Annotated in this window: 19 protein-coding genes and 2 pseudogenes; 5 read left to right on the forward strand and 16 right to left on the reverse strand. The window is 62.8% G+C overall.

Features of this window, described 5'->3' with window-relative positions:
• Nucleotides 1–128: 128 nt before the first annotated feature.
• On the reverse strand, nucleotides 129–1,058 hold the full coding sequence (locus tag ACJ8MK_RS12685; protein WP_442517779.1) for a LysR family transcriptional regulator: 930 nt from the start codon (nucleotides 1,056–1,058) through the stop codon (nucleotides 129–131).
• A 135-nt stretch (nucleotides 1,059–1,193) separates the two neighbouring features.
• Between ACJ8MK_RS12685 and ACJ8MK_RS12690 the strand changes: the two genes are divergently transcribed.
• From ACJ8MK_RS12690 to ACJ8MK_RS12705, 4 genes are all read left to right on the forward strand, one after another.
• Nucleotides 1,194–2,534 carry an aminotransferase class III-fold pyridoxal phosphate-dependent enzyme gene (locus tag ACJ8MK_RS12690; protein ID WP_197807778.1) on the forward strand — a complete coding sequence of 447 codons (1,341 nt, stop codon included), beginning with the start codon at nucleotides 1,194–1,196 and terminating at the stop codon, nucleotides 2,532–2,534.
• 10 nt (nucleotides 2,535–2,544) lie between these two features.
• Nucleotides 2,545–4,047 carry a CoA-acylating methylmalonate-semialdehyde dehydrogenase gene (locus ACJ8MK_RS12695; RefSeq protein WP_197807779.1) on the forward strand — a complete coding sequence of 501 codons (1,503 nt, stop codon included), beginning with the start codon at nucleotides 2,545–2,547 and terminating at the stop codon, nucleotides 4,045–4,047.
• Between the two features lie 223 nt (nucleotides 4,048–4,270).
• Entirely contained in the window at nucleotides 4,271–5,647 is a 1,377-nt protein-coding gene (locus tag ACJ8MK_RS12700; protein WP_060422582.1) for an APC family permease, read from the forward strand.
• A gap of 2 nt (nucleotides 5,648–5,649) precedes the next feature.
• A complete protein-coding gene (locus ACJ8MK_RS12705) occupies nucleotides 5,650–6,759 on the forward strand; it encodes a DmpA family aminopeptidase (RefSeq protein ID WP_060422584.1) in 1,110 nt (369 codons plus the stop codon).
• Between the two features lie 37 nt (nucleotides 6,760–6,796).
• Here ACJ8MK_RS12705 and ACJ8MK_RS12710 read toward each other — a convergent pair whose 3' ends face one another.
• From ACJ8MK_RS12710 to ACJ8MK_RS12755, 10 genes and pseudogenes are all read right to left on the reverse strand, one after another.
• Nucleotides 6,797–8,047 carry a phospholipase D-like domain-containing protein gene (locus ACJ8MK_RS12710; protein ID WP_039567548.1) on the reverse strand — a complete coding sequence of 417 codons (1,251 nt, stop codon included), beginning with the start codon at nucleotides 8,045–8,047 and terminating at the stop codon, nucleotides 6,797–6,799.
• A complete protein-coding gene (locus ACJ8MK_RS12715; protein ID WP_197767058.1) occupies nucleotides 8,040–8,690 on the reverse strand; it encodes a MotA/TolQ/ExbB proton channel family protein in 651 nt (216 codons plus the stop codon). Before ACJ8MK_RS12715 ends, ACJ8MK_RS12710 begins: the two co-directional genes overlap by 8 nt.
• A 46-nt stretch (nucleotides 8,691–8,736) precedes the next feature.
• Nucleotides 8,737–10,980, reverse strand: coding sequence for a TonB-dependent receptor family protein (locus tag ACJ8MK_RS12720; protein WP_033636947.1), 2,244 nt, complete (start codon nucleotides 10,978–10,980; stop codon nucleotides 8,737–8,739).
• Between the two features lie 39 nt (nucleotides 10,981–11,019).
• On the reverse strand, nucleotides 11,020–11,766 hold the full coding sequence (locus ACJ8MK_RS12725) for an energy transducer TonB family protein (RefSeq protein ID WP_049194524.1): 747 nt from the start codon (nucleotides 11,764–11,766) through the stop codon (nucleotides 11,020–11,022).
• Nucleotide 11,767: 1 nt separating this feature from the next.
• A complete protein-coding gene (locus tag ACJ8MK_RS12730; RefSeq protein ID WP_004933244.1) occupies nucleotides 11,768–12,175 on the reverse strand; it encodes an ExbD/TolR family protein in 408 nt (135 codons plus the stop codon).
• A 244-nt stretch (nucleotides 12,176–12,419) separates the two neighbouring features.
• Nucleotides 12,420–12,743, reverse strand: coding sequence for a helix-turn-helix domain-containing protein (locus ACJ8MK_RS12735; RefSeq protein WP_041037764.1), 324 nt, complete (start codon nucleotides 12,741–12,743; stop codon nucleotides 12,420–12,422).
• Nucleotides 12,706–13,086 (reverse strand): type II toxin-antitoxin system RelE/ParE family toxin, encoded by a 381-nt coding sequence (locus ACJ8MK_RS12740; protein ID WP_080335466.1) that lies wholly within the window; start codon nucleotides 13,084–13,086, stop codon nucleotides 12,706–12,708. The genes ACJ8MK_RS12735 and ACJ8MK_RS12740 overlap by 38 nt, the downstream gene beginning before the upstream one ends.
• A 258-nt stretch (nucleotides 13,087–13,344) precedes the next feature.
• Nucleotides 13,345–14,262 (reverse strand): annotated as a pseudogene (locus ACJ8MK_RS12745) (L,D-transpeptidase family protein); the annotation flags it as partial.
• 231 nt (nucleotides 14,263–14,493) lie between these two features.
• Complete coding sequence (locus ACJ8MK_RS12750) at nucleotides 14,494–15,369, reverse strand: helix-turn-helix domain-containing protein (protein ID WP_041037762.1); 876 nt, start codon at nucleotides 15,367–15,369, stop codon at nucleotides 14,494–14,496.
• A 10-nt stretch (nucleotides 15,370–15,379) separates the two neighbouring features.
• Nucleotides 15,380–15,757 (reverse strand): hypothetical protein, encoded by a 378-nt coding sequence (locus ACJ8MK_RS12755; protein ID WP_033636939.1) that lies wholly within the window; start codon nucleotides 15,755–15,757, stop codon nucleotides 15,380–15,382.
• 120 nt (nucleotides 15,758–15,877) lie between these two features.
• Here ACJ8MK_RS12755 and ACJ8MK_RS12760 point away from each other — a divergent pair, with 120 nt between their 5' ends.
• On the forward strand, nucleotides 15,878–16,699 hold the full coding sequence (locus ACJ8MK_RS12760) for an AraC family transcriptional regulator (protein ID WP_033652829.1): 822 nt from the start codon (nucleotides 15,878–15,880) through the stop codon (nucleotides 16,697–16,699).
• A 38-nt stretch (nucleotides 16,700–16,737) separates the two neighbouring features.
• On the opposite strand, the pseudogene ACJ8MK_RS12765 reads toward ACJ8MK_RS12760, so the two are convergent.
• The 5 genes and pseudogenes from ACJ8MK_RS12765 to ACJ8MK_RS12785 form a co-directional block, all read right to left on the reverse strand.
• A pseudogene (locus tag ACJ8MK_RS12765) lies at nucleotides 16,738–17,873 on the reverse strand (porin).
• Between the two features lie 371 nt (nucleotides 17,874–18,244).
• The gene (locus tag ACJ8MK_RS12770) at nucleotides 18,245–19,015 is read right to left on the reverse strand and encodes a 3-hydroxybutyrate dehydrogenase (RefSeq protein WP_103829892.1); all 771 of its coding nucleotides are present in this window, start codon (nucleotides 19,013–19,015) and stop codon (nucleotides 18,245–18,247) included.
• Nucleotides 19,016–19,027: 12 nt separating this feature from the next.
• Nucleotides 19,028–20,419: a GntP family permease gene (locus tag ACJ8MK_RS12775; RefSeq protein WP_041037758.1), complete on the reverse strand. Its 1,392-nt coding sequence runs from the start codon at nucleotides 20,417–20,419 to the stop codon at nucleotides 19,028–19,030.
• Between the two features lie 168 nt (nucleotides 20,420–20,587).
• Complete coding sequence (locus ACJ8MK_RS12780; RefSeq protein WP_442517780.1) at nucleotides 20,588–21,511, reverse strand: 3-hydroxyacyl-CoA dehydrogenase family protein; 924 nt, start codon at nucleotides 21,509–21,511, stop codon at nucleotides 20,588–20,590.
• Between the two features lie 18 nt (nucleotides 21,512–21,529).
• Nucleotides 21,530–22,714 carry an acetyl-CoA C-acetyltransferase gene (locus ACJ8MK_RS12785; protein ID WP_049212493.1) on the reverse strand — a complete coding sequence of 395 codons (1,185 nt, stop codon included), beginning with the start codon at nucleotides 22,712–22,714 and terminating at the stop codon, nucleotides 21,530–21,532.
• Nucleotide 22,715 lies beyond the last annotated feature (1 nt).

Consider the following 22,715-nt stretch of genomic DNA (forward strand, 5'->3'; position numbering starts at 1 on the left):
AATCAGATCAACGCACTAGCAGGAGTAAGGAAATGGGCATCATCGGCTGGATCTTCGCCGGCATCGCGGTCGGCATCCTGGTCGGCGCGCTGATCAAAATCTTCGGCAAGAAGAAAGAGCAGTAAGCGTCACGCTGTTCCGTGGGCCGCCAGCAGGCACTCATGGAACAGCTTCACCACCCGCTGCGGCACCGGCGAGCGGCGCAGCACGCTGGAGTATTCGCAGTGATAGCGGAACAGCGCCGGTTTGATCGCCCGCATCAGGTTCTGCGCCACGAAAAACGCCGCGTAGTGATCCGGCAAAAAGCCGACGTATTTGCCGGAGAGGATCAGCGTGGCGATCGACTCCTGCGCGAACCCCGTCGCCTTGCGATGCAAATGTTGCTGCAGGCTCAGTTCCATATTCGGCGAATGGTAGCCTAATCCCGCGAAGGCATAATTGTGCAGCAGATCCCAATTTAATGTTTCATGGGGGGCGGTAAATAATTCATGCTGCGCGCCGCAATATAAGAACATCCTCTCACTGAATAACGAATGATAAGATAAACTTTCCGCGCTGCGGTGCATGGGAATAACGCCAACCTGAAATTGCCCGTCAATTACGCCGCGTTCAATGGTATTAATCGGCTCCACGTACATTTGCAAAGAAACCTCCGGCGCGCGCTCGCTGAATAACGCGATGGCTCGGCCGATCTGCGCCTGCGGATTGCTGACCGTATGGTCGAATATCGCCACGTGCAGCTGCCCGCCCAGGCGCTGGTGCACCTCGTCCACCCCGCGCCGGAACGCCTCGGTGGCCGCCAGCAGGTTGACCGTTTCCTGGTAGATAATCAGCCCCTCGTCGGTGACCGCAAAGCCTTCGCGCCCGCGCTGACACAGCGTCAGACCCAGCCGCTGTTCCAGATCCTTGATGTGTTTGCTGATGGTCGACAGGCTGATGTTCAGCTCCAGTTCGGCGGCGCTCATGCCGCCGCAGTCGACCACGGCCTTGAATACCCGCAACAAACGCAGATCCATATCCGACAATTGCCCTAACAGCGCGCGCTTTTTTACTTGCATAAAACCTTAAGTAAGTTTCGACATATGATTATTCACAGTAGAGAACAAGCGGTACATAGTCAATTTCGCACAACAATTCGTTAACAACTCGGTTTATTTCATTAATCGCTCTTATTTTCCTGTTCGGAGGAAAACATGGCCGCTGAAAATCACCCGCTAAATAGTCTCGATGCCGAAGGGTTAGAGGCCCATTGGATGCCTTTTACCGGCAACCGTAATTTTAAAGCGCAGCCGCGCATCATTACTCAGGCCGCGGGGGCGTATTACACCAGCCATGACGGCAGAAAGATTTTCGACGGCCTGTCCGGATTATGGTGCTGCGGATTGGGGCACGGCCGGCAGGAAATCACCGATGCCGCCCAGCGCCAGCTGGCGACGCTGGATTACTCGCCGGCGTTTCAGTTCGGCCACCCGCTGTCGTTCGAACTGGCCAACAAGATCAAGGCACTGACGCCGGCAGGGCTGGATTACGTGTTCTTCACCGGCTCCGGCTCGGAAGCGGCGGACACCTCGCTGAAAATGGCGCGCGCGTACTGGCGCGCTAAAGGCCAGGCGGGCAAAACCTGCTTTATCGGCCGGGAAAAGGGCTATCACGGCGTTAACTTCGGCGGCATCTCGGTCGGCGGCATCGCCGGCAACCGCAAAACGTTCGGCGCCGGCGCCGAGGCGGACCACCTGCCGCATACCCTGCTGGCCAGCAACGCCTTTTCGCGCGGCATGCCGCAACAGGGGGCGGAGCTGGCGGAAGAGCTCAACCGCATCATCGCGCTGCGCGACGCCTCAACGATCGCCGCGGTGATCGTCGAACCCTTCTCCGGCTCCGCCGGGGTGATCGTGCCGCCGGTCGGCTACCTGCAGCGCCTGCGCGAAATCTGTACCCAGCATGACATCCTGCTGATCTTCGACGAAGTGATCACCGCCTTCGGCCGCTGCGGCGCGATGACCGGCGCCGAGGCGTTCGGCGTCACGCCGGACATCATGAACATCGCCAAACAGATGACCAACGGCGCGCAGCCGATGGGCGCAGTGGTGGTGCGGCCGGAGATCTACCACACCTTCATGAACGGCGGTGAGCCGGACTACCAGCTCGAATTCCCGCACGGCTACACCTACTCCGCCCACCCGGTCAGCTGTGCGGTCGCGCTGGCGACGCTGGACATCCTGCAGCGCGAACAGATGGTGGAGCGCGTACAGGCGCTGGCGCCCTACTTCGAGCGCGCGGTGCACAGCCTGCAGGGAGCCAAACACGTCGCCGACATTCGCAACATCGGCCTGGCGGCCGGCATTACGCTGGCGGCGCGGCCGGGCGAACCGGCGCGGCGCCCCTTCGAGGCGGCGATGCGCTGCTGGGAAAGCGGATTTTACGTGCGCTACGGCGGCGACACCCTGCAGCTGGCGCCGCCGTTCATCAGCAGCGAAGCGCAGATCGATGCGCTGATTAACGCCGTCGGCGACGCCCTCAACGCCACCGAATAAGGAGAGAGCCATGACCATTACCCATTGGATCAACGGCGAGCCCGCCGCCGGCGGCGAACGCAGCCAGCCGGTTTACGACCCGGCCACCGGCCAATCGGCGCAGGAGGTGCAGCTGGCCGACCGCGCCACGGTGGAGTGCGCCATCGCCGCCGCCGAACAGGCCTATCCCGCCTGGCGCGACACCCCGCCGCTGAAGCGTGCGCGCATCATGATGAAGCTCAAGGATCTGCTGGAGCAGCACGCCGACGCCATCTGCCAACTGATCACCGCCGAGCACGGCAAGGTGCTCAGCGATGCCCTGGGCGAACTGCAGCGCGGCATCGAGAATATCGAATATGCCGGCTATGTGCCGGAACTGCTGAAGGGCGAACACAGCAAAGAGGCCGGCCCGGGCATCGACAGCTGGAGCGAATTTCAACCGCTGGGGGTGGTGGCGGGCATCACGCCGTTCAACTTCCCGGCGATGGTGCCGCTGTGGATGTGGCCGATGGCGGTGGCGTGCGGCAACACTTTCGTGCTGAAGCCTTCCGAGCGCGTGCCTTCTGCCGCGCTGTATATCGCGAGGCTGGCGACGGAGGCCGGGCTGCCGCCGGGGGTGCTCAACGTGGTCAACGGCGATCGCGAAGCGGTGGAGACGCTGCTGCATGACGGGCGCGTGAAGGCGATCAGTTTCGTCGGTTCGACGCCGGTGGCGGAGCACATCTATCACACCGGCTGCGGCCAGAACAAACGGGTGCAGGCGCTGGGCGGCGCCAAGAACCACGCGGTGGTGCTGCCGGACGCCGATATCCCCGGCGCGGTCGGCGCGCTGATGGGCGCGGCCTTCGGCTCCTGCGGCCAGCGCTGCATGGCCATCCCGCTGGTGGTGGCGGTGGGCGACGGCACCGCCGAAGCGCTGATCGCCGGGCTGCGGCAACAGATGGCCGCCATGCGCGTCGGCCCCGGCAGCGACAACCGCAACGACATGGGGCCGCTGGTGACCCAACAGCATTATCAGAAGGTGAAAGGCTATATCGATCAGGGCGTGGCCGAAGGCGCCGAGCTGCTGGTGGACGGGCGCGAACTGAGCGTGACCGGCGCGGACGGCCGCCCCAGCCAGGGCTATTTCCTCGGCCCGACGCTGTTCGATCGCGTGACGCCCGGCATGCGCATCTATCAGGAGGAGATCTTCGGCCCGGTGCTCGGCGTGGTGCGCGCGGCGTCGCTGCCGGAGGCGATGGCCTTGATCGACGCCCACGAATACGGCAACGGCACCTGTCTGTTCACCCGCGACGGCGAGGCGGCGCGCTACTTCTCCAGCCGCATTCAGGTCGGCATGGTGGGGATCAACGTGGCGCTGCCGGTGCCGGTGGCCTACCACTCGTTCGGCGGCTGGAAGCGCTCGCTGTTCGGCGATCTGCACGCCTACGGCCCGGACGCCGTCAGGTTCTACACCAAACGCAAGACCGTGACCCAGCGCTGGCCGGCCTCCGGCGATGCCCGGCGCGCCAGCTTCAGCTTCCCGTCGGGATAAAAATAACAAACTTATCCCCAACGAATTTCAAGTTACAGCTAAGCGGCAAAGTCATTCGCCTCCAGGAGCTTACTTAAGTAAGTGACTGGTGCGAATGATCTGCGGCCAACAACGCTGCGGCTTGAAAGGCGCAGGGGATTTTCCGCGCGCTCCATTTGATTCCTGCGTACAGCCTGTGCAGCAAAACAATAATTCACTCACACGTTAATGGAGTCGTTATCCCATGAAAGAGTCCGCCCCTGAACACACCTTCAAAGGCAATCTCAGCGTCCTCGACGTGGTGATGATCACCGCGTCCGGCGTGACGCCGGCCAGTTCGATCTTCGTCATCGCCCCGCTGGCGATCGCCAACGCCGGCAGCGGCGCCTTTCTGTCGTTTCTGATCGCCGCCTGCGTCGCCGCCGCCATCGCGCTGTGCTATGCCGAACTCGGCGCCGCACACCCCAGCGCAGGCGGCGAATACAGCATCATCAAGCGCCTGTTCGGCACCCTGTGCGGGTTGCAGACCTATCTGTTTATCCTCAGCGCCTCGCTGTTCGTGCCGGCGGTGCTGGCCACCGGCGCGGTGCCCTACCTGAACACCGCGCTGGGCACCCAGTTCGACGCCTCGACCGCCGGCATGCTCACCGTGCTGGTCGGCGGCATCTGCGCCATTTTCAACATCAAGGCCAACGCCCTGCTGACCGGCGCCTTTCTGGTGGTGGAAGTGGCGGTGCTGGCGCTGATCGCCTGGCTCGGCTTCAGCCACCCGCATCAGAGCACGGAGATCCTCACCGCGCCGGTGATGCTGGACGCGCAGGGCAGCCTGGCGCCGGTGTCGCTGCCGCTGATCGTCGCCATGGTCGGGGTCGCGCTGTTCTCCTACAACGGCTACGGCGCGGCGGTGTACATGGCGGAAGACATGCGCGAACAGGGCAGACCGATGGCGATCGCGATCATGCTGACGCTGTTCATCGTGGTGCTGGTGGAGCTGGTGCCGTTCACCGCCCTGCTGATCGGCTCGCCGTCGCTGACGGAGATGGCCAAACAGGCCGATCCGGTCGGCTATGTGGTCACCCAGCTCGGCGGCCCGACGCTGGCGCGGGTGGTAAGCGGCGCGATTTATCTGTCGGTGTTCAACGCCATCATCGCCATCGTGGCGCAGTTCAGCCGCATGATGTTTGCCAGCGGGCGTGACGGTTTCTGGCTGCCGGCGTTTAACCGGGCGCTGAAAATCATCCACCCGCGCTTCGGCACTCCCTGGATCGCCACCCTGCTGTTCGGCGTGCCGTCGGCGCTGCTGGCGTTTTGCTCCGATCTCGAATCGCTGACCTCGTTCACCGTGATCCTGCTGCTGCTGGTGTACATCATCATGGCGGTGGCGGCGCTGATCAGCCGCCGTCGCCGCCACTTCCACCACCCGTACCTGATGCCGCTGTGGCCGCTGCCGGTGGTGGTGGCGCTGCTGTGCTGCCTGTACGTGCTGTGGACGATTTTGATCGCCAGCAGCCTGAAAGACTTTATTATCATTGCCGGCATCATCGGCTTCGGGCTGGCGCTGAACCATCTGCGCGGCCGCCAACCGGCGCCCCTCGCCGCCCCCTCAATAGAAGGAGAATAACCATGACGCAGCGCGCTCAGGATCTGGGCATTATCATCGGACAGGGCACGCCCGGCCCGCTGAACGCCATCACCGACGTGCCCGGCGTGCGCGTCGGCCATGCCAGCATCCATGCCGATTTGGCGGACGGACGCAGCGTGCACACCGGCGTGACGGTGATCGAACCGCGCCCCGGTTCCGCCCGCCACGCCCCCTGCTTTGCCGGGGTGCACGTGCTGAACGGCAACGGCGACGCCACCGGCCTGGAATGGGTGCGCGAAGCGGGCCTGCTGACCAGCCCGATCGCCTTCACCAACACCCACAGCGTGGGCGTGGTGCGCGATGCGCTGATCGCGCTGGAGCGTGAAACGCTGCCCGCGGGCGACAACGCGGTGTATTGGAATATGCCGGTGGTGATGGAAACCTTCGACGGCCTGCTCAACGACATCAACGGCTTTCACGTCAAGGCCGAGCACGTGCGCCAGGCGCAGCAGGCGGCCCGGGGCGGCTTGCCGCAGGAGGGCGCGGTCGGCGGCGGCAGCGGCATGATCTGCCATGAATTCAAAGGCGGCAGCGGCACCGCGTCGCGCCGCTTGCCCGCCGATCAGGGCGGCTGGACGGTGGGCGCCATCGTGCAGGCCAACCACGGCAAGCGCGAGTCGCTGCTGGTCGGCGGTTACCCGGTAGGCCGGCATCTGGGGCATCTCCCCTCGCCGTTCACGCCGCAGTTGCCGCATCCCGGCATGGGCTCCATCGTGGTGGCGCTGGCGACCGACGCGCCGCTGCTGCCGCACCAGTGTGCGCGGCTGGCGCAGCGCGCCAGCATCGGCATCGCCCGCACCGGCGGCGGCACCGAGGATTCGAGCGGCGACATTTTCATCGCCTTCGCTACCGGCAACGACGGCCTGCCGCCCGCCGACTACGCCAACAAAGGCGCCTTCACCACGCCGCTGCGCATGGTGAACAACGACTATATTTCGGCGCTGTTCGCCGCCGCGGCGGAAGCGGTGGAAGAAGCGATCGTGAATGCGTTGCTGGCGGCCAATACCGTCAGCGGCAACGGCCACCGGGCGGAAGGGTTGAGCGCCGAGCAGTTGGTGACGGCGCTGGAGAAGGCCGGCTGGCGGCGCTAAAAAACACAGGGCGCGGGGATTAACCGCGCCCTGACCATCAGGATTCGCCGCCCGGCTTGGGCGGTGGGTAGTCGTAATCCAGCCGCAACGGTTCGGCGTAGACGCTGTTCCACAGCTGTTGGTACAGCTTGTCCAACCGCCCGCTCATCGCCGCGCTGTGCATCACCAGCTCCAGATTGCGCGAGTTGTCCAGATAGCCGCCGGTCCAGTTGCTGGTGCCCACCCAGGCAATCTCATCGTCGATGGTCATCAGCTTACTGTGGATGACGCGGGCGAACGGAATGAAGCCGCTGCTGGCCGGCGGAATGGTCACCACCTTGATCTGCACATTCGGCACCAGCGCCAGGCTCTTCAGCCAGGCAATATCCGGCTTTTTGGTGTTCCAGTTGGCCACCATCAGCTCGATCTGCACCCCGCGCGCCGCCGCGCTGCGCAGCGCGTTGTCGATCACCGCATAGAAGGGGCGGCTGCGTTCCGGGCCGAACGACAGAGGCGCGTAGTCCATCACCTGCACCCGCACCCGCCGCTTGGCGCCGGCCAGCAGGCGCGGCAGCTCGGCCTGTGAGTCAATCACCCCCGCCGGGTTGTAGGCGCGCGGGCTGGCCGCCAGATAGTTGCCCTGCGGCTGCGCCGTCGGCGGCGAATCGGGCAGCGCCGGCACCGGCTTATCCTGCGCCAGCAGCGCCTGCGCCTGCCAATCCTGCTCGAAGATCGCCTGGATCTGCCCCACCACCTTGGCGTCGCTGATGCGCAGCCCGGTTTCGTGAATGTGTTCCAGCGCGCGCCAGTCGAAGTTCTGGCTGCCGACGAACGCCTGCTCGCCGTCCACCAGCAGATATTTGGCGTGCAGAATGCCGCCGCTCAGCTTCTGGTAAGGAATGATGCGCAGCTCCAGATTGGGGATCGCCTTCAGCTGTTCCAGCGTCTCGGCGGTAGACATGCGAAGGCCCTTCTCTTCCAGCAAAAAGCGGATTTTCACCCCGCGTTCGCCGGCCGCCTTCAGGTGCTGCAGCACGCCGTCCAGCAGCGAACCGTCCTGATTCGCCACGTAAAACTGCCCCAGATCGATGCGGGTTTTCGCCGCGTCGAACATCTCGCGCCACACCTCGGCGGTGTTGCGCAGATCGTCGGCCTGCAGCGCGGTTTCCACCGGTGCGGTGTACACCAGCTCATAGCCGGGAATAGCAAAACGCGCCGCGGCGCTCTGGCTCAACATCAACAAACATCCGCCCCACAATGCCGTATAAAGGCGGCCGAGCGGCCGCCGTACTGGATGGCCATTAGGCATAGCGCGGCGCCCCGCTGTCAACCCATTGTTCGCCGCTGCCGCTCTCCGGGCGGCTGGCCGGTTGGCCGGCGCGGATCAGCAGCACCTTCAGCAGTTCGTTGATGCGCTCCATGCGGCTCTGCAGAAAGTTGTTGGCCACCAGGCACAGCAGCGCGATGGCGATGCCGAGGCCGGTGGCGTACAGCGCGGTGCCCATCCCGGCCGACACCAGGCTCGGCTCGGACACCCCCGAGGCGGCCAGCGCCTTGAAGGTTTCGATGATCCCCATCACCGTGCCCAGCAACCCCAGCAGCGGCGCGGCGGTGACCACGGTTTCCAGCAGCCACAGGCCGCGCGCCATCGGCGGCTTGCTCAGCAGGTACTGGGCGTCGATCAGATCGCCGATCGCCTCGCGGTCGCCGGCGTGGTGTTTCTGCGCCAGTACCGGCGCGATCACCGCCATCGGCAGGCTGTTGCGCTGGGTCAGCTCGTCCGGCAGATCGGCGGCGCGGCGCACGTCCGGCGTCAGCGCCTGCTCCAGCCGGCGCGCCTGGCGCTGGGTGTAGGCGAAGTACAGCGTGCGTTCGATGATGATCACCAGCGCAATCGCCAGCGCGGCGTACATCACGTAGAAAATAATGTCGTGCAACAGATTGGCGTCCATACAGGGCTCCTCTTCCCCGCCGCCCGGCAGGCGGCGGGGCATTCAGTTAAAAGGTGGCTTCCAGCGAGACGCTGAAGGTGCGTTCTTCGCCGACGTTGTAATACGGCGTGCTGGCCCTCACGCCGCCGTAAGGCGCCGCGTTGAAGGTGGTGGTGCGCACCGAGGTCAGGTATTCCTTGTCAAACAGGTTGCTGATGCCAAAGCGCAGCGCGGCGCTTTTGACGATTTTCTTGTCCACCGGCAGATGCACACCCGCCGCCAGATCGAACACCGTGCGGCCACCGATCTTCTCGTCGTTGGTCAGATCGCCGTAGAACGCACTGACGTACTTGCCGCTGACGCTGCCGTAATACAGCCCGTCGTCATAACCCAGCGTCATGTTCAGCAGGTTTTTCGGCACGTTCGGCACCTCTTTGCCGGAAGTCGGTAGCGGCAGCCCGCCGTTGCTGACGATATCGTTCTTCTGCTTCGATTCGGTGTAGGTATACGAGGTGTAGTAGTTGAAGTTATGCGGCAGTTGACCACTCCACTCCAGCTCCAGCCCTTTGTTCTCCACGTTGCCGATATTCATCATCTCGTAGTCGCCGGCCGCGTTGGTGGTGGAGATCTGGCGATCGCTGTAGCGCATGTAGAACAGCGTGGCGCTCAGCAGCATGTCCTCTTGCTGGAAACGCCAGCCCAGTTCGTGGTTCCAGCTTAGCTCAGGCTTGGTGCTGAGCGAGTCGCCGACGTTGTACAGCACGTAGTTGGGCGGCGTGCGCATGTTGCGCGTCAGGTTGTAGAACACCTGGTTTTCCTGGTTCACCTTGTAGCTGGCGCTGAAGTTCGGCAGGAATTCATGATAGGTGGCTTTGCGCTTCTCCGGCACGTTGTACAGGCTGCCGCGGTTGTCCCCTTTGCGCTCCACATACTGATAGGCCAGGCCGCCGACGAAGGTCCAGTCCGGCGTGGCGAACCAGGTATCCTGCAACCACACCTTCTGCGCCGGGGTGATGGTGTACTGGTTGCGCCCCTGCACCGTATTGCCGTTGGCGTCCTTCACCTGATCGGAGCCGCCAGGTTTTCCCCAAATCTGCGCCGGGTTGCCGTCGTCCTTGATGCTGATGAACGGCTGGGTTTGCAGCTGGCGCGCACGCTCATACCAGTAGCCGATATCCAGGCTGTGCTGCTCGTTGATGTCCCACTTCAGCTTGGTGGTGATGCCCGGCCGCCAGGTTTGGGTCCACGACGGGCGGTAATAGGTGTTGGACTGCAGGTTGCTGAGGTCATACTGCCCGGCTCTGTCCGACGTGCTGGACAATACCGAGGCCGTCTGGCCGTTGAAACTGCCGCCGTTGCCCCAGTAGTAATACGGCTGCAGGGTCAGCGACAGGTCGTCGCGCAGCTGCAGTTTCTGGGTGAACGATAGCGTGAAGTTCTCGAACGGGTTGCGTTCGATCTTGTAATATTTGTTCAACTGCCCTTTGCTGTTGTACTCCGGCGTGGTGGCGTAATCGGTACCACGCCCATCGTTTTGGAACTGCGCCTTGCTCAGGGTGTTGTAGTTGGTGTTGTTCTGGCGGTTGTACTTCATCACCAGATTGCTGCTGTTGCCGTTGCCGTCTTCATACAGCGAGTTCATCTCGAACTTGTCGGAGTACAGGCGCCCTTCGCCGCGCCACTTCTTCGCCTCGGTGTGCGAATAAGATATCCAGTTGCTGAAACCGTTGTATTCGCCGGTCTCCAGGCGGGCAAAGGTTTTGCTCAGATTATTGCTGCCCAGCGTCTGCTTGAGGAAACCGCCGAAGTCTTTCGCCGGGCGGCGCGTCACCAGGCCGATGTTGCCGCCGCTGGAGCCGATGTGCGGGCCGTCCGCTTCGGAGGAGCCCTGGGTGACGAACACCTCTTCCAGGTTCTCCGCATCGCCCAGCAGGTTCGGGTATACCGCGTAGTTGCCGGAGTCGTTGATCGGGATGCCGTCCATCGACAGGCCGATCTGATCCGAGTTCATGCCGCGCATGGTGTAGTCCACGCCGCTCAGGCCGCTGGCGTCGTTGCTGTTGACGTTCAGGCCCGGCGTGTATTTCAGCTTATCGATGGCGTTGGCCGCCGACGGCATTTTGTCCATCGCTTCTTTGGTGACGGTGGAGCGCGCCTTGGCGCTGTCATCCTGCACCATCATGCCGCCGCCGAGCGACTGCCCCTTGACGCTGATGGTGCCGACATCGGTGGCGTCGGCCGCCAGCGCGGCGCCCGGCAGCATCGCCGACATCACCGCCAGATAGATCCCAGAACGATTAAACGATTTCATTGTGTGCATCCCATAAAAATCAAACGATTAACCCTTGCGCTAAGGCGCCTGATAATTGAACGTCGCGGTAAATCTTTTGGTTGTTTGCCCGGCGAACGCCTCGCTCGGGAACGGCTTTACTGAACTGATGCTTTGCAGGCTGCTCATCGCCGCGCGGTTCAGCAACATGCTGGCGGCTTTGTTGGCGATGCCGGAAGAGAGCACCCGCCCGCTGCGATCGACCTCCAGCCACACTTCGACGTTGCCCTGCGGGCGCTCGAGCGAGGCCTGGCGCCCGCTTGGGTAGCGCTTGCGCTGTTCCAGCTCGCGGCGCAAGGCCAGCAGATAGCCGTTTTCGATCGCCTGCGCATTCACCTTCGGCGCGGCCGGGGCGGTCGGTGCGGGCTGCGCCGCCGGTTTGCTGACCAGCGCGCGCGGGGCGGCGGGCGCCGGCGTCGGTTTAGGCTTCTCTACCGGTTTGGCTTTCTCTTTCACCGGTTTGGGTTTGGGCTTCGGCTGCGGTTTCGGCACCGGCTTGGCTTCCACGATCGGCTCCGGCGCCGGCACTACCGGTTCGGGGATCGGCTCCGGCTCGGGCGGCGGCGGTTCTGGCTGGGGCTCCGGCGGCGTTTCCGGTTGAGGTTCAGGCGCCGGTTCAGGCTCCACCAGCGCCAGTTCGATGGCGGTTTCGTCGTAGCGCGGCTGGATCTTCAGCGCCGCCTGCTGGCTGGCGAACAGCAGGCAACCGGCGACAATCAGCGCCGGCAACCAGCTGAAAAGATGACGTGAGCGATAGAGCAGATACATGTCACAGCTTCCGTGTCGCGATGGAGACGGAGAAGAAACCGCCCTGGCGCAGGTTGTCCATCACCGCCACCAGCCGCTCGACCGCCACGCCCTTGTCGCTGTTGACGATGATGGTGGTGGTCTGGTTGGCCTGCTGCTGTTGCTTCAGCGTGTTGACCAGCGCGTCGAGCGCGATCGGCTGGCCATCCAGCTGCAGCTGTTCGTCGGCCCCCAGCGTGATGATCGCTTTCTTCTGCGGCTTCAGCTGCTGCGCGCTGCCGGCGGACGGCAGCTGCGTTTTCAGCCCGAGCGCAGGAATGACGTTCAGGCTAATCAAGACGAAAAACACCAATAAAAACATCATCACGTCGATCATCGGGATCAGTTCGATGTGCGCTTTGTTCTTTTTCGGTTCGTTCCAGTTACGCATGACACTCCCTCCCAAAAGCGAAGCAGCCAATATAGGAGGGGTTTGTTTACCTTTTGTTACGCTTGTGTGATCTTATTTTCACAGCGTGGATTTTTTGCGAGAATTTTTTCACTGGCAGGCGATAACGGAAGAGATATAACTTATTAATTAGCGATAGTTTTTATTGGAATAATTGCGAGACGGGCATTTCAGAGAACCAAAGCCAGAGGGGATAATGTGATAATAGTGACAGCCCAAACGGTCACTACAACAAGACCTCAAGCCCGTGCTTGCTTACGATCGAAAGCAGCTTAAGCGACACGCCGCCCGGCCGTTTCACCCCCGTCTCCCATTTTTGTATGGTCGACACGCTGGTATTCAGATAACGGGCAAAAACCGGTTGGCTTAAACGTAACTGCTCGCGCAACGCTTTGATCTCCTGGGGCTGCAACATCTCGACCGGAGCAAGGCAAGACTCATCAAAACTGCGTAGGGTTTCCAGAGAAATGGCGCCAGCACGATGCAATCCTTCAGCGGCGCTGTGAATCGCCTCAAAGGCCGGGCTCCGAAACGTTTTTTCCTGCTTCATGGCAAATCTCCATCCATTCTTTTTTCACAACCAGGGACTCGACCTGGTCGTCGCTCAACGCGCCAAACTGCATCGCTAACTTGCGAAAAGCGTGTAATTCTGCCCCTGTAATATTGGTCTGGGCCTGCTTGGCAAACAAAAAAACAAACACCCAGTGCCGACCATTTTTCGCTAATACCAACGCGCGGTCGCGATTATGATTAAGACGTTTTTTAAATACGCCACCTCCTAAATCTGCAGCCAAACCCCGTTGCACATCTTTTACTGCCCGACACAACGCCTTATCGGTGATGCCGTGAGCCCGAGCTTTCCTGCTAAACCAACAAGTTTTAAATGTACGCATTGCGATGGGCTTCCCGTAAAAACGTAGCACTTAGTGAGACACTTTTCCAGTGCATTCCTCCCCGCCAGCATCGCTTTAAACATTGATGACGACCACCATGAGAAACCCGATTTGCATGATGACGCGCATAATGACTTCTTTCAGTGCAACGTTGGGGGCATCATTGCGCACGCACACGCAACAGCATGTTTTACGGGCATAAAAAAAGACGCCCGCAGGCGTCTTCTTGGCATTTTCACTGAGGCCGGAAGGCAATCAGTTCACTTTCACCGGCATACCGGAACGGGCCTTGATCGCCGCGTCCACTTCGCTCTGGTTGACGCCGGCGTCCATCAGCACTTTGCCGACCGGCGCGGAGATGGTCAGCGGCACCGGATCTTTGGATTGCAGCTGCTCTTCGTTGGCCGACAGCGGGTTGTGCACTTCCACGTAGCGCGAGCCGTCCGGTTCGACGGTGGCTTTCATCGGTTCGTTGATGAACTGCACGCGGGTGCCGACCGGCACGTTCTGGAACAGGTACTTGATGTCGTCGGCGCGCAGACGCACGCAGCCGTGGCTCACGCGCAGGCCGATGCCGAAGTTGGCGTTGGTGCCGTGGATGGCGTACAGGCGGCCAACATACAGCGCATACAGCCCCATCGGGTTGTCCGGGCCGGCCGGGAACACCGCAGGCAGGATCTCGCCGTCGGCCGCGTATTCGGCGCGCATCTTGGCGGTCGGCGTCCAGGTCGGGCCGTCTTTCTTACGCTGCACGGTGGTGGTCCAGTTCAGCGGGGTGTCTTTGCCCAGCTGGCCGATACCGATCGGCAGCACCACCACGGTGTTGGAGCCTTTCGGGTAGTAGTACAGACGCATCTCGGCGCTGTTGATGATGATGCCTTCACGCGGCGCGTCCGGCAGGATCAGCTGCTGCGGGATGGTCAGGGTGCTGCCGGCCTTCGGCAGGAACGGATCCACGCCCGGGTTGGCTTCCAGCATGTTGCTCAGCCCCATCTGATACTGGGCGGCGAAGCTTTCCAGCGGCAGTTTGCTGTCTTCCGGTACGGTGATTTGGATATTTTCGCCCACCAAACGGCTGTCTTTTGGCGGCAGCGGGTAAACGACGGCGAAGGCAGCCTGGCTGAATGCAACCAGTGCCGTAAACAGGGTTAATAACGCGCGAATGCTCATTTTCATCTTCGTGTTGGTCAAGGCCACTGGCGATTAGGGGGATCGGTTTCTACGGCCACTTTTACCCCGATGGGTTTCAGCCGGCAGCCAAGCGCTGCGGCCTGAAATACAGGGGGGATTTGACCGGATGCGCATTATATGTGCACATCAATCAAAGTGTGAACCATTACCGATGTAATATCGCAATTTTTTGTAACCTGAAGCGCCACGAAGGCGATTTTTTGCGAGAACCGCCGCCTAACTGGCGGCGGCCAACGCTTCTACCCGCCGGATCGGGATCAGATATTCGCAGCGGATCGCCGCGCCGCCGAGCGGGCAGCGGCCCTCCTGCGCCGGGTAGAAAAGCTCGATATCCTGCCCCGGCCGACGGATGGCGTTCATCTGCGGCATCGCGGTGTCATACAATCGGACGATAAAGTTTTGTAACCCTTCCTCCTGCCCTTGATAGGTGAAGCGGGCATACTCGCCCTGTTCGATAGTCACCCGCTCCCCCATCGCCCCTTCGTCCGGCAGAGCGGCGGTGTAGGCCATGCGCGGGTTACCCCGGCGTTGCCGATCGACCTCCAGGCTGGTGAGGCCGTATACCACCTCCGGCAGCGCCTGCGGCGGCAGCAGCTGCCGCCAGGCGTGGCGGCGCAGCTCGCACTTGGAGGCCGCCAGCTGCCCCAGCGTAAAGCTGCGGCGCTGGGTATGGCCCACCAGCTGCATGGCGGGCAGCGTCACGATATCGGCCTGCGGCAACGGCGTTTCGGTCAGCCGCAGCGGCGGCTGCAGGCCATAGCTCGACCAATCCTGGCTGCGGCGATAGCTGGCCGGCGGCAAACCGAACTGCTTGCGGAAGCAACGGGTGAAGGTCTGCTGCGAATCGAACTGGTAAGTGTCGGCGATGCAGGCCACGCTGGTGCCGGTCAGGCGCAGTTCGCGCGCGGCGGCGGTCAGCCTTCTGCGGCGCGCGTACGTGCCGAGAATATGGCCGGTATGCTGCTTGAACATCCGCTGCAAATGCCACTTGGAGTAGCCGGACTTGGCGGCAATGTCGTCCAGCGTCAGCGGCTGATCCAGGCTCTGCTCGATCCAGGCCAGCAGCTGTTCAATCACCTGTTGCTGGTGCATGGTATTCCCCTTATTTTAACAATAACGTCTGCGCCAATACCCGGCCTGCAGCTTCATCGGCGGCCACCAGCACCGGATAGCCCCAGAACTTAGCGCCGTATTCGGCGAACTCTTCCGCCGCCGCGCGTTTGGCGTCGTCCGGCTCCAGCATGATCATGCCTTTCACCCACAGCTTCAGCGCCTCGCGGTTATCGCGTTTCCACAGCGCGACCTGGGTGCGGGCATCGCGATCGTGCTCTTCTTCTTCATCGCCGACGCTGCGGTCGGTCATCAGGACAAAAGGCTCGGCGCGCGCCAGCAGCGCGCTGAATTCGGCCAGCTCGGCCTGGGTATCGCGCCCGTTTTGGCGCATCCATACCAGCGGAAAATCGGCGGTATCCAATGACATAATCAGTTTCCTCAGGAAATGGTTTAGGGCTGGCGCTTACTTTATCGGCACCGGCGCTAGACCGCATTGCGCAATCAGGACATAATACTTTTCAATTCCGCCAAATTGAGAATTGTTCTCATGAAAGTACAGATCCCCCGCCGCTGTCTGGATATCGATCAGGTGCCGCGCCCGCTGTTTGCCCTGCAAGGTTCGACCCTCGAGCAGGATTGGGAAATCGAGCCGCACCGCCACCAGAAGGCGCAGCTGATCTACACGGTACGCGGCATGATCCGCTGCGAAGCGGAAAACGGGCTGTGGCTGGTGCCGCCGCAGTGCGCGCTGTGGATGCCGGGCAACGTGTTGCACAACGCCCAGGGCGCCGGCTCCACCGAGGCCTACTGCCTGTTCGTCGATCAACATGCCGCCGCCGGTCTGCCGCAAAACTGCTGCACGCTGTCGGTCTCGCCGCTGCTGCGCGAGCTGCTGCTGCAAGCCACCACCTTCGAACCGCTCTACGACGAACAGGGCGCCGAAGGGCGCCTGACGGCGGTGTTGCTGGATCAGCTGGTAGCCGCGCCGATCGAAAATCTGCACCTGCCGGTATCCGACGACGCGCGCATCCGGCAGTTGACCGAAGGCATGCTGAGCTGCCCGGCGGACAAATCCACCCTCGGGCAGTGGGCGCAGCGCATCGGCATGAGCGAGCGCTCCCTCAGCCGCACCTTGCAACAACAGATGGGCATGAGCTTCGGCCACTGGCGGCGCCAGCTGCACGTGATGCTGGCGCTGCAGCGCTTGACGCAGGGCGAGAGCGTGCAGACGGTGGCGCTGGATCTGGGCTACGAGAGCGCCAGCGGCTTCGTCACCATGTTCAGAAAGGCGGTAGGCAAACCGCCGGCGCGCTACCTGGCGGAGCGCAACGCCTCTGGAGAAACCCTGGGCGGCGCAATTACCATGTGAAAAAGCCGGCGCAGGCGCCGGCTTGGAGCAGGTGAAAATCAGAAGTCGTAGAACACCGTAATCCAGGTGAGTCCGGCTCGTTGTCGCTGCTGTTGGCCAGCGTGCGCTCCACATACACCGACAGACCGTAACCGATGGTGGTGCCCGCGCCGAGGTAAACGTGGTTGGCGTGATACGCCTCGTGCCCCTTCAGCCGCAGCGAGTCCGCCGCCACGTATGGCTGGATCGATTTGAGGAACGGCTTGTCGATATTGAAGGTGTAACCGACGAAGCCTTCCAACCCGTAGCCGTCACCGGCGAAGAAGTGCGACAGCGTGCGCTGGCGGGTGCTCGGCACATAGTCTTTGTAGTAGCTGGCGGTGCCGACGATGTACCAGTTGTTCGGCTGCCAGGTCAACGCGGTACCGGACAGCTGCTGGTGATAATCCTTTTCGTTGTACAGATTGTCTTTGATCTTCGCGTCGGTATAACTGTAGGCCGCGCTGAAGGTAAAATCCTTCGTCACCTTGTAATCGAAGCCCAGCCCGCCCCCGCCCTTGCGGCGATAAATCAGGTTATCCGCGGTGTGCAGATCGTCTTCCGGCAATAAATAGTTGGCGTACAGCGTTACCGGCCCGAAATCATTAGTGTACTTGATGCTGTTTTTCGGTTTATTGCCACCGTCGTAGTCGCCGGAAATACCGATGCCGGTGCCGCCCGCATGGCCATCGTTATCCCAGACGTCGCTTTTGATGCCGACCACCGAATAATAGATGCCGTATTGATGGCCGTAGGTCAGGGTGCCGTAACGATCGTCTTTGAAACCGGCGTACAGCTGGCGCTGATAGTCGCGCTTGCCGTCTTCGTTATAGTGCCCGTCCCAGCTGAGCGCGTGCGCCAGATCGACGCCCCACTCGTAATAGCCGACGATCGAGGTGTCCTGCGTCAGCGCATAGTCGCCGCTGAAGCGAAAACGCGTGCCGCCGTCGTGGCCGTTTTTGTCATAGCCCGGCTCCGGGCCGTTATTGAAGATCCACTCGGGGCGAATGCTGCCGCCCACCTTTAAACTGAGCGGTGCCAGCAACACATTGCTCTGCGGGTTTTTATCCAGAATGGTGATCTCGGCCTGTGCGCCGGCGGATAACGCCGACAGCAAGACGCCGCCAATGAATATTGGCGTTGTATTTTTTCTCATTATTACCCCTGCCCGAAAAAATTATTGTTATAAACACGGTGGTCTTAAGCCACGCGGAAATAATTACCCGATGTGAACAGCGCACGCAAGATATAAAAATTCACGCCATAACCTGCCATTATTTCAGGTTGGGTTTAATTTCAGCAAAAACGTGTTCATCTGTAACGCAAAGAAAAATAATGTAATAACCGCAGCACGAAATAAACCAATCCGCACGTTTCACCCAAAATAAACCGGCGTGATTATCTGGGAATAAAGATAGCAAATAACAAATAAATATTATTGCCGCAGGTAAACCGTCACGCAGGGGAATTAACTCATGGTGGGAAATAACGACGGAGCGCGTTGCGCGCTCCGGGAAAGAGAATTCACTACTGCGCCAGCCAGCCGCCGTCCATGTTCCAGGCGGCGCCGCGCACCTGCGCCGCCGCATCGCTGCACAGGAACAGCGCCAGCTCGCCGAGCTGCTCTGGCGTGACGAACTCTTGCGACGGCTGCTTCTCCGCCAACAGCTCATCGCGCGCCCGCTGCGGGTCGGTGCCGGCGGCAATGCGCTTGTCGATCTGCTGCTGCACCAGCGGCGTCAGCACCCAGCCGGGGCAGATGGCGTTGCAGGTGACGGGCGTGCGCGCGGTCTCCAGCGCCAGCGTCTTGGTCAGCCCCACCACGCCGTGCTTGGCCGCCACATAGGCCGACTTGTCTTTCGACGCCACCAGCCCGTGCACCGACGCCACGTTGATGATGCGCCCCCAGTTGCGCTCGCGCATCCCCGGCAGCGCCAATCGGCAGGTGTGGAACACCGCCGACAGGTTGATGGCGAGGATGGCGTTCCATTTCTCCACCGGGAACTGATCCAGCGGCGCCACGTGTTGAATGCCGGCGTTGTTCACCAGAATGTCCACGCCGCCGAACTCGCGTTCGGCATACTGCATCATGTCCGCTATCTGGGCCGCATCACCGAGATCGGCGCCGTGATAGCCCGGCGCGGCGCCCAACCGCGCGACCTGCGCTTGCGCCTGCGCCACGTCGCCGAAGCCGTTGAGGATCACGCGCGCGCCGGCGGCGGCCAACACGGACGCTATCCCGAGGCCGATGCCGCTGGTCGAGCCGGTCACCAGCGCGGTTTTGCCTTGTACACTCATGGTATCGCTCCTTTAAACAATGCCGGTCAGGTAGAACACGCCGATCACGAACAGCACCGCGGCGCTCTTGATCAGGGTGATGGCGAAGATGCCGCCATAGGCCTGCCGGTGGCTGAGGCCAGTGATCGCCAGCAGGGTGATCACCGCGCCGTTGTGCGGCAAGGTGTCCATGCCGCCGCTGGCCATCGAGGCCACCCGGTGCAGCACTTCCAGCGGGATATGCGCGGCGTGGGCGGCGGCAACGAAATTATCGGCCATCGCCGCCAGCGCGATGCTCATGCCGCCGGAGGCCGACCCGGTGATGCCGGCCAGCAGGGTGACGCTGATCGCTTCGTTCAGCAGCGGATTGGGGATCGCCGACAGCGCCTGCGACAGCACCAAAAAGCCCGGCAGCGCGGCGATCACCGCGCCGAAGCCGTATTCGGAGGCGGTGTTCATCGCCGCCAGAATTGCCCCGCCGACCGCCGTCTTGCTGCCTTCCGCCAGCCGGCCGCGAATATTGCGAAAGCCGAACGCCACCACCAGCAGAATACCCGACACCAGCGCCGCTTCCACCGCCCAGATGGCGGTGATCTTCGCCACGTCGGTGGCGATCGGCTTGGCCAGCCCCGGCAGCGTCAGCTCGTGGCTGGCGCCGTACCACTGCGGGATCCAATGGGTGAAGCCAAGGTTGAATACCCCGACCAAAATCAACGGCAGGATGGCGATCAGCGGGTTCGGCAGGTTGATGTCGTCCGGGGTTTCCGGCTCGTTCAGCAGATCGGTGCCGTACCCTTCTCCCTTCAGCTGCGCCTTGCGCCGCTGGCGTTCAAGATACAGCAGACCGACCGCGATGATGAACAGCGAGCCGATCAGCCCCAGCCAGGGCGCGGCCCAGGCATTGGTGCCGAAGAAGCTGGTCGGGATGATGTTTTGGATCTGCGGCGTGCCCGGCAGGGCGTCCATGGTGAAGGAGAAGGCGCCGAGCGCCACGGTGGCCGGGATCAGCCGCTTGGGAATGCCGCTCTGGCGGAACAGCTCGGCGGCGAACGGATAGACCGCGAACGCCACCACGAACAGCGACACCCCGCCGTAGGTCAGCAGCGCGCACACCAGCACGATCACCGGAATGGCGTGACGCCGGCCGAGAATGCGGATCGCCGCCGCGACGATCGAACGGGAGAAACCGGACAGCTCGATCAGCTTGCCGAACACCGCCCCCAGCAGGAACACCGGGAAGTAGAGCTTCACGAAGCCGACCATCTTCTCCATAAACAGCCCGGTGAAGGTCGGCGCCACCGCGCCGGGATCGGTCAACAGCACCGCGCCCAGCGCGGCGATCGGGGCGAACAAAATCACGCTGTAGCCGCGGTAGGCGGCCAGCATCAGTAATCCCAGTGCTGCCAGGGCAATCAAAACGCTCATCGGTCACCTCTTTCCCCTGCGTCTTTCGTGCCGCAGCGTTGTTGCCTGCGTGCGTTCTCCCCAGTCACTTACTTAAGTAAGCTCCTGGGAATTCACGCGCTTGCCGCCTGGCTGCAACCCGAAATCCATTGGGGTGGTTGTTGTTATTGTCAGGTACGGAGTGCGAAATTACGGTTTCAGCGCAAAGCGCAGCTGATGCGCCCGTCGCCGTTGAATGCGTTCCCTGCGTGCGTCATCCCAAAGATAAAATCCCCGGCCGCTGCGCTGGCCGGTATCGCCGCGCTGCAGCCGCTGTTCCACCAGCGCCATCATCTCGTCGCCGGTCGCCAGTTCCGGGAACAGGTGGTGGGCGATGTCCGCCACCGTCGGCAGCCCGGTCATGTCGGCGGCCTCCAGCGGGCCGACCATGGCGTAGCGCCGCCCGAGCGAAGCGCGCATCACCTGATCCACCACCTCGGCGCTGGCGATGCCGCTGTGGACGATGTGCAGCGCCTCGCGCAGCACCGCAAACTGCAGCCGGTTGCCGACAAACCCCGGCGCGGCGCGCTCCAGCAGCACCGCCTCCAGCGCCATCCCGCCGAGCAGCGCCTGCACCGCCGCCAGATGGCGCGGATCGGTGGCGCTCCCGGGTACGATCTCCACCAGCGGGATCAGGTGCGGCGGGTGCCAGAAGTGGGCGATCAGCAGGCGCTGCGGATGGGTCATGCGCGCCGCCAGCTCGTCCGGCGGCAGGCCGCTGGTGTTGCTGGCAATCACCGCGTCGTCGGCGATCAGCCCTTCCAACTGCTCATACAGCGCGTGCTTCAGCTCGAGCCGTTCCGGGATCGCCTCGATAAGCAGCCGGGCGCGCGCCACGTCGTTCAGATCGCCGGTCACGCGCAGCCGCGCCAGCGCCGCGTCGCGCTCAGCGTTATCAAACTGCCCGACGTCGCTCAGCTCGGCCAGAATGCCGCTCGCCACCGCCGGCGCCTCCGCCAGGCGCTGCGGATCCGGGTCGTACAGCAGCACCTCATGGCCGTGGCGAATAAAGTGGGTGGCGATGCCCACCCCCATCAATCCGGCGCCCAGTACCGCATAGTCAGATGACTGCATCGTGCCCTCCTCGGTTGTTTACGGGCGCTCTACCGCCAGCGCCACGCCCTGCCCGCCGCCGATGCACAGCATCGCCAGCCCCTTGTTCACCCCGCGGCGCTGCATTTCGTACAGCAGCGACACCAAAATGCGGCAGCCGGACGCGCCGATCGGATGCCCCAGCGCGATCGCCCCGCCGTTGACGTTGACCCGCTCCGCCTCCCAGCCCAGTTCTTTGCCCACCGCCAGCGCCTGCGCGGCGAAGGCTTCGTTGGCTTCGATCAGATCGACCTCCTCCAGCCGCCAGCCGGCTTTCTCCAGGCAGCGGCGCGCGGCCGGCGCTGGGCCGATGCCCATGATCGCCGGATCCACGCCCGACGAGGCGTAACCGGCGATGCGCGCCAGCACCGGCAAACGCAATTCAGCGGCTTTTTCCGCGCTCATCAGCAACACCACGGCGGCGCCGTCGTTGAGCGACGAGGCGTTACCGGCGGTCACCGTGCCCTCCTTGCGAAACGCCGGGCGCAGCCGCGCCAGCGCCTCCAGGCTGGTGTCGCGCGGCTGTTCGTCGTGCTTAACAAGCAGCGCCTCGCCCTTCGGCTTCGGCACCGTCACCGGCGTGATCTCCTGCGCGAAACGCCCGGCCTGCTGCGCCGCCTGCGCCTTCTGCTGCGAGCGCAGCGCAAAGCTGTCCTGCTCGGCACGGCTGATGGCGTATTTCTCCGCCAGGTTCTCGGCGGTGATGCCCATGTGGTAGTCGTTGAACGCGTCCCACAGGCCATCGTGGATCACGCTGTCCACCATCTGCGCGTGGCCAAGGCGCAGACCGGCGCGCGCGCCGGCCATCAGGTAAGGCGACTGGCTCATGCTCTCCTGGCCGCCGGCGATCACCGCGTCGGCGTCGCCGCTGCGGATCGCCTGCACCGCCAGATGCACCGCCTTCAAACCGGAGCCGCACACCTTATTGATGGTCAGCGCCGGCGTCGTCACGGGCAGCCCGGCATTCAGCGCGGTCTGGCGCGCCGGATTCTGCCCGCAGCCGGCGGTCAGCACCTGGCCGAGGATCACTTCATCAATCTGCTGCGGCGCCACGCCGCTTTGCGCCAGCAGCCCTTGCACCGCCGCCGTGCCCAGTTCCACCGCCGTCAACGGCGCCAGCGCGCCGTGAAAACTGCCGACCGGCGTGCGCGTCGCCGCCACGATCACCACTTCACGTTGTTGCACA

The sequence above is a fragment of the Serratia sp. CY38905 genome, from assembly GCF_052168875.1.
GTDB classification, from domain to species: domain Bacteria; phylum Pseudomonadota; class Gammaproteobacteria; order Enterobacterales; family Enterobacteriaceae; genus Serratia; species Serratia sarumanii.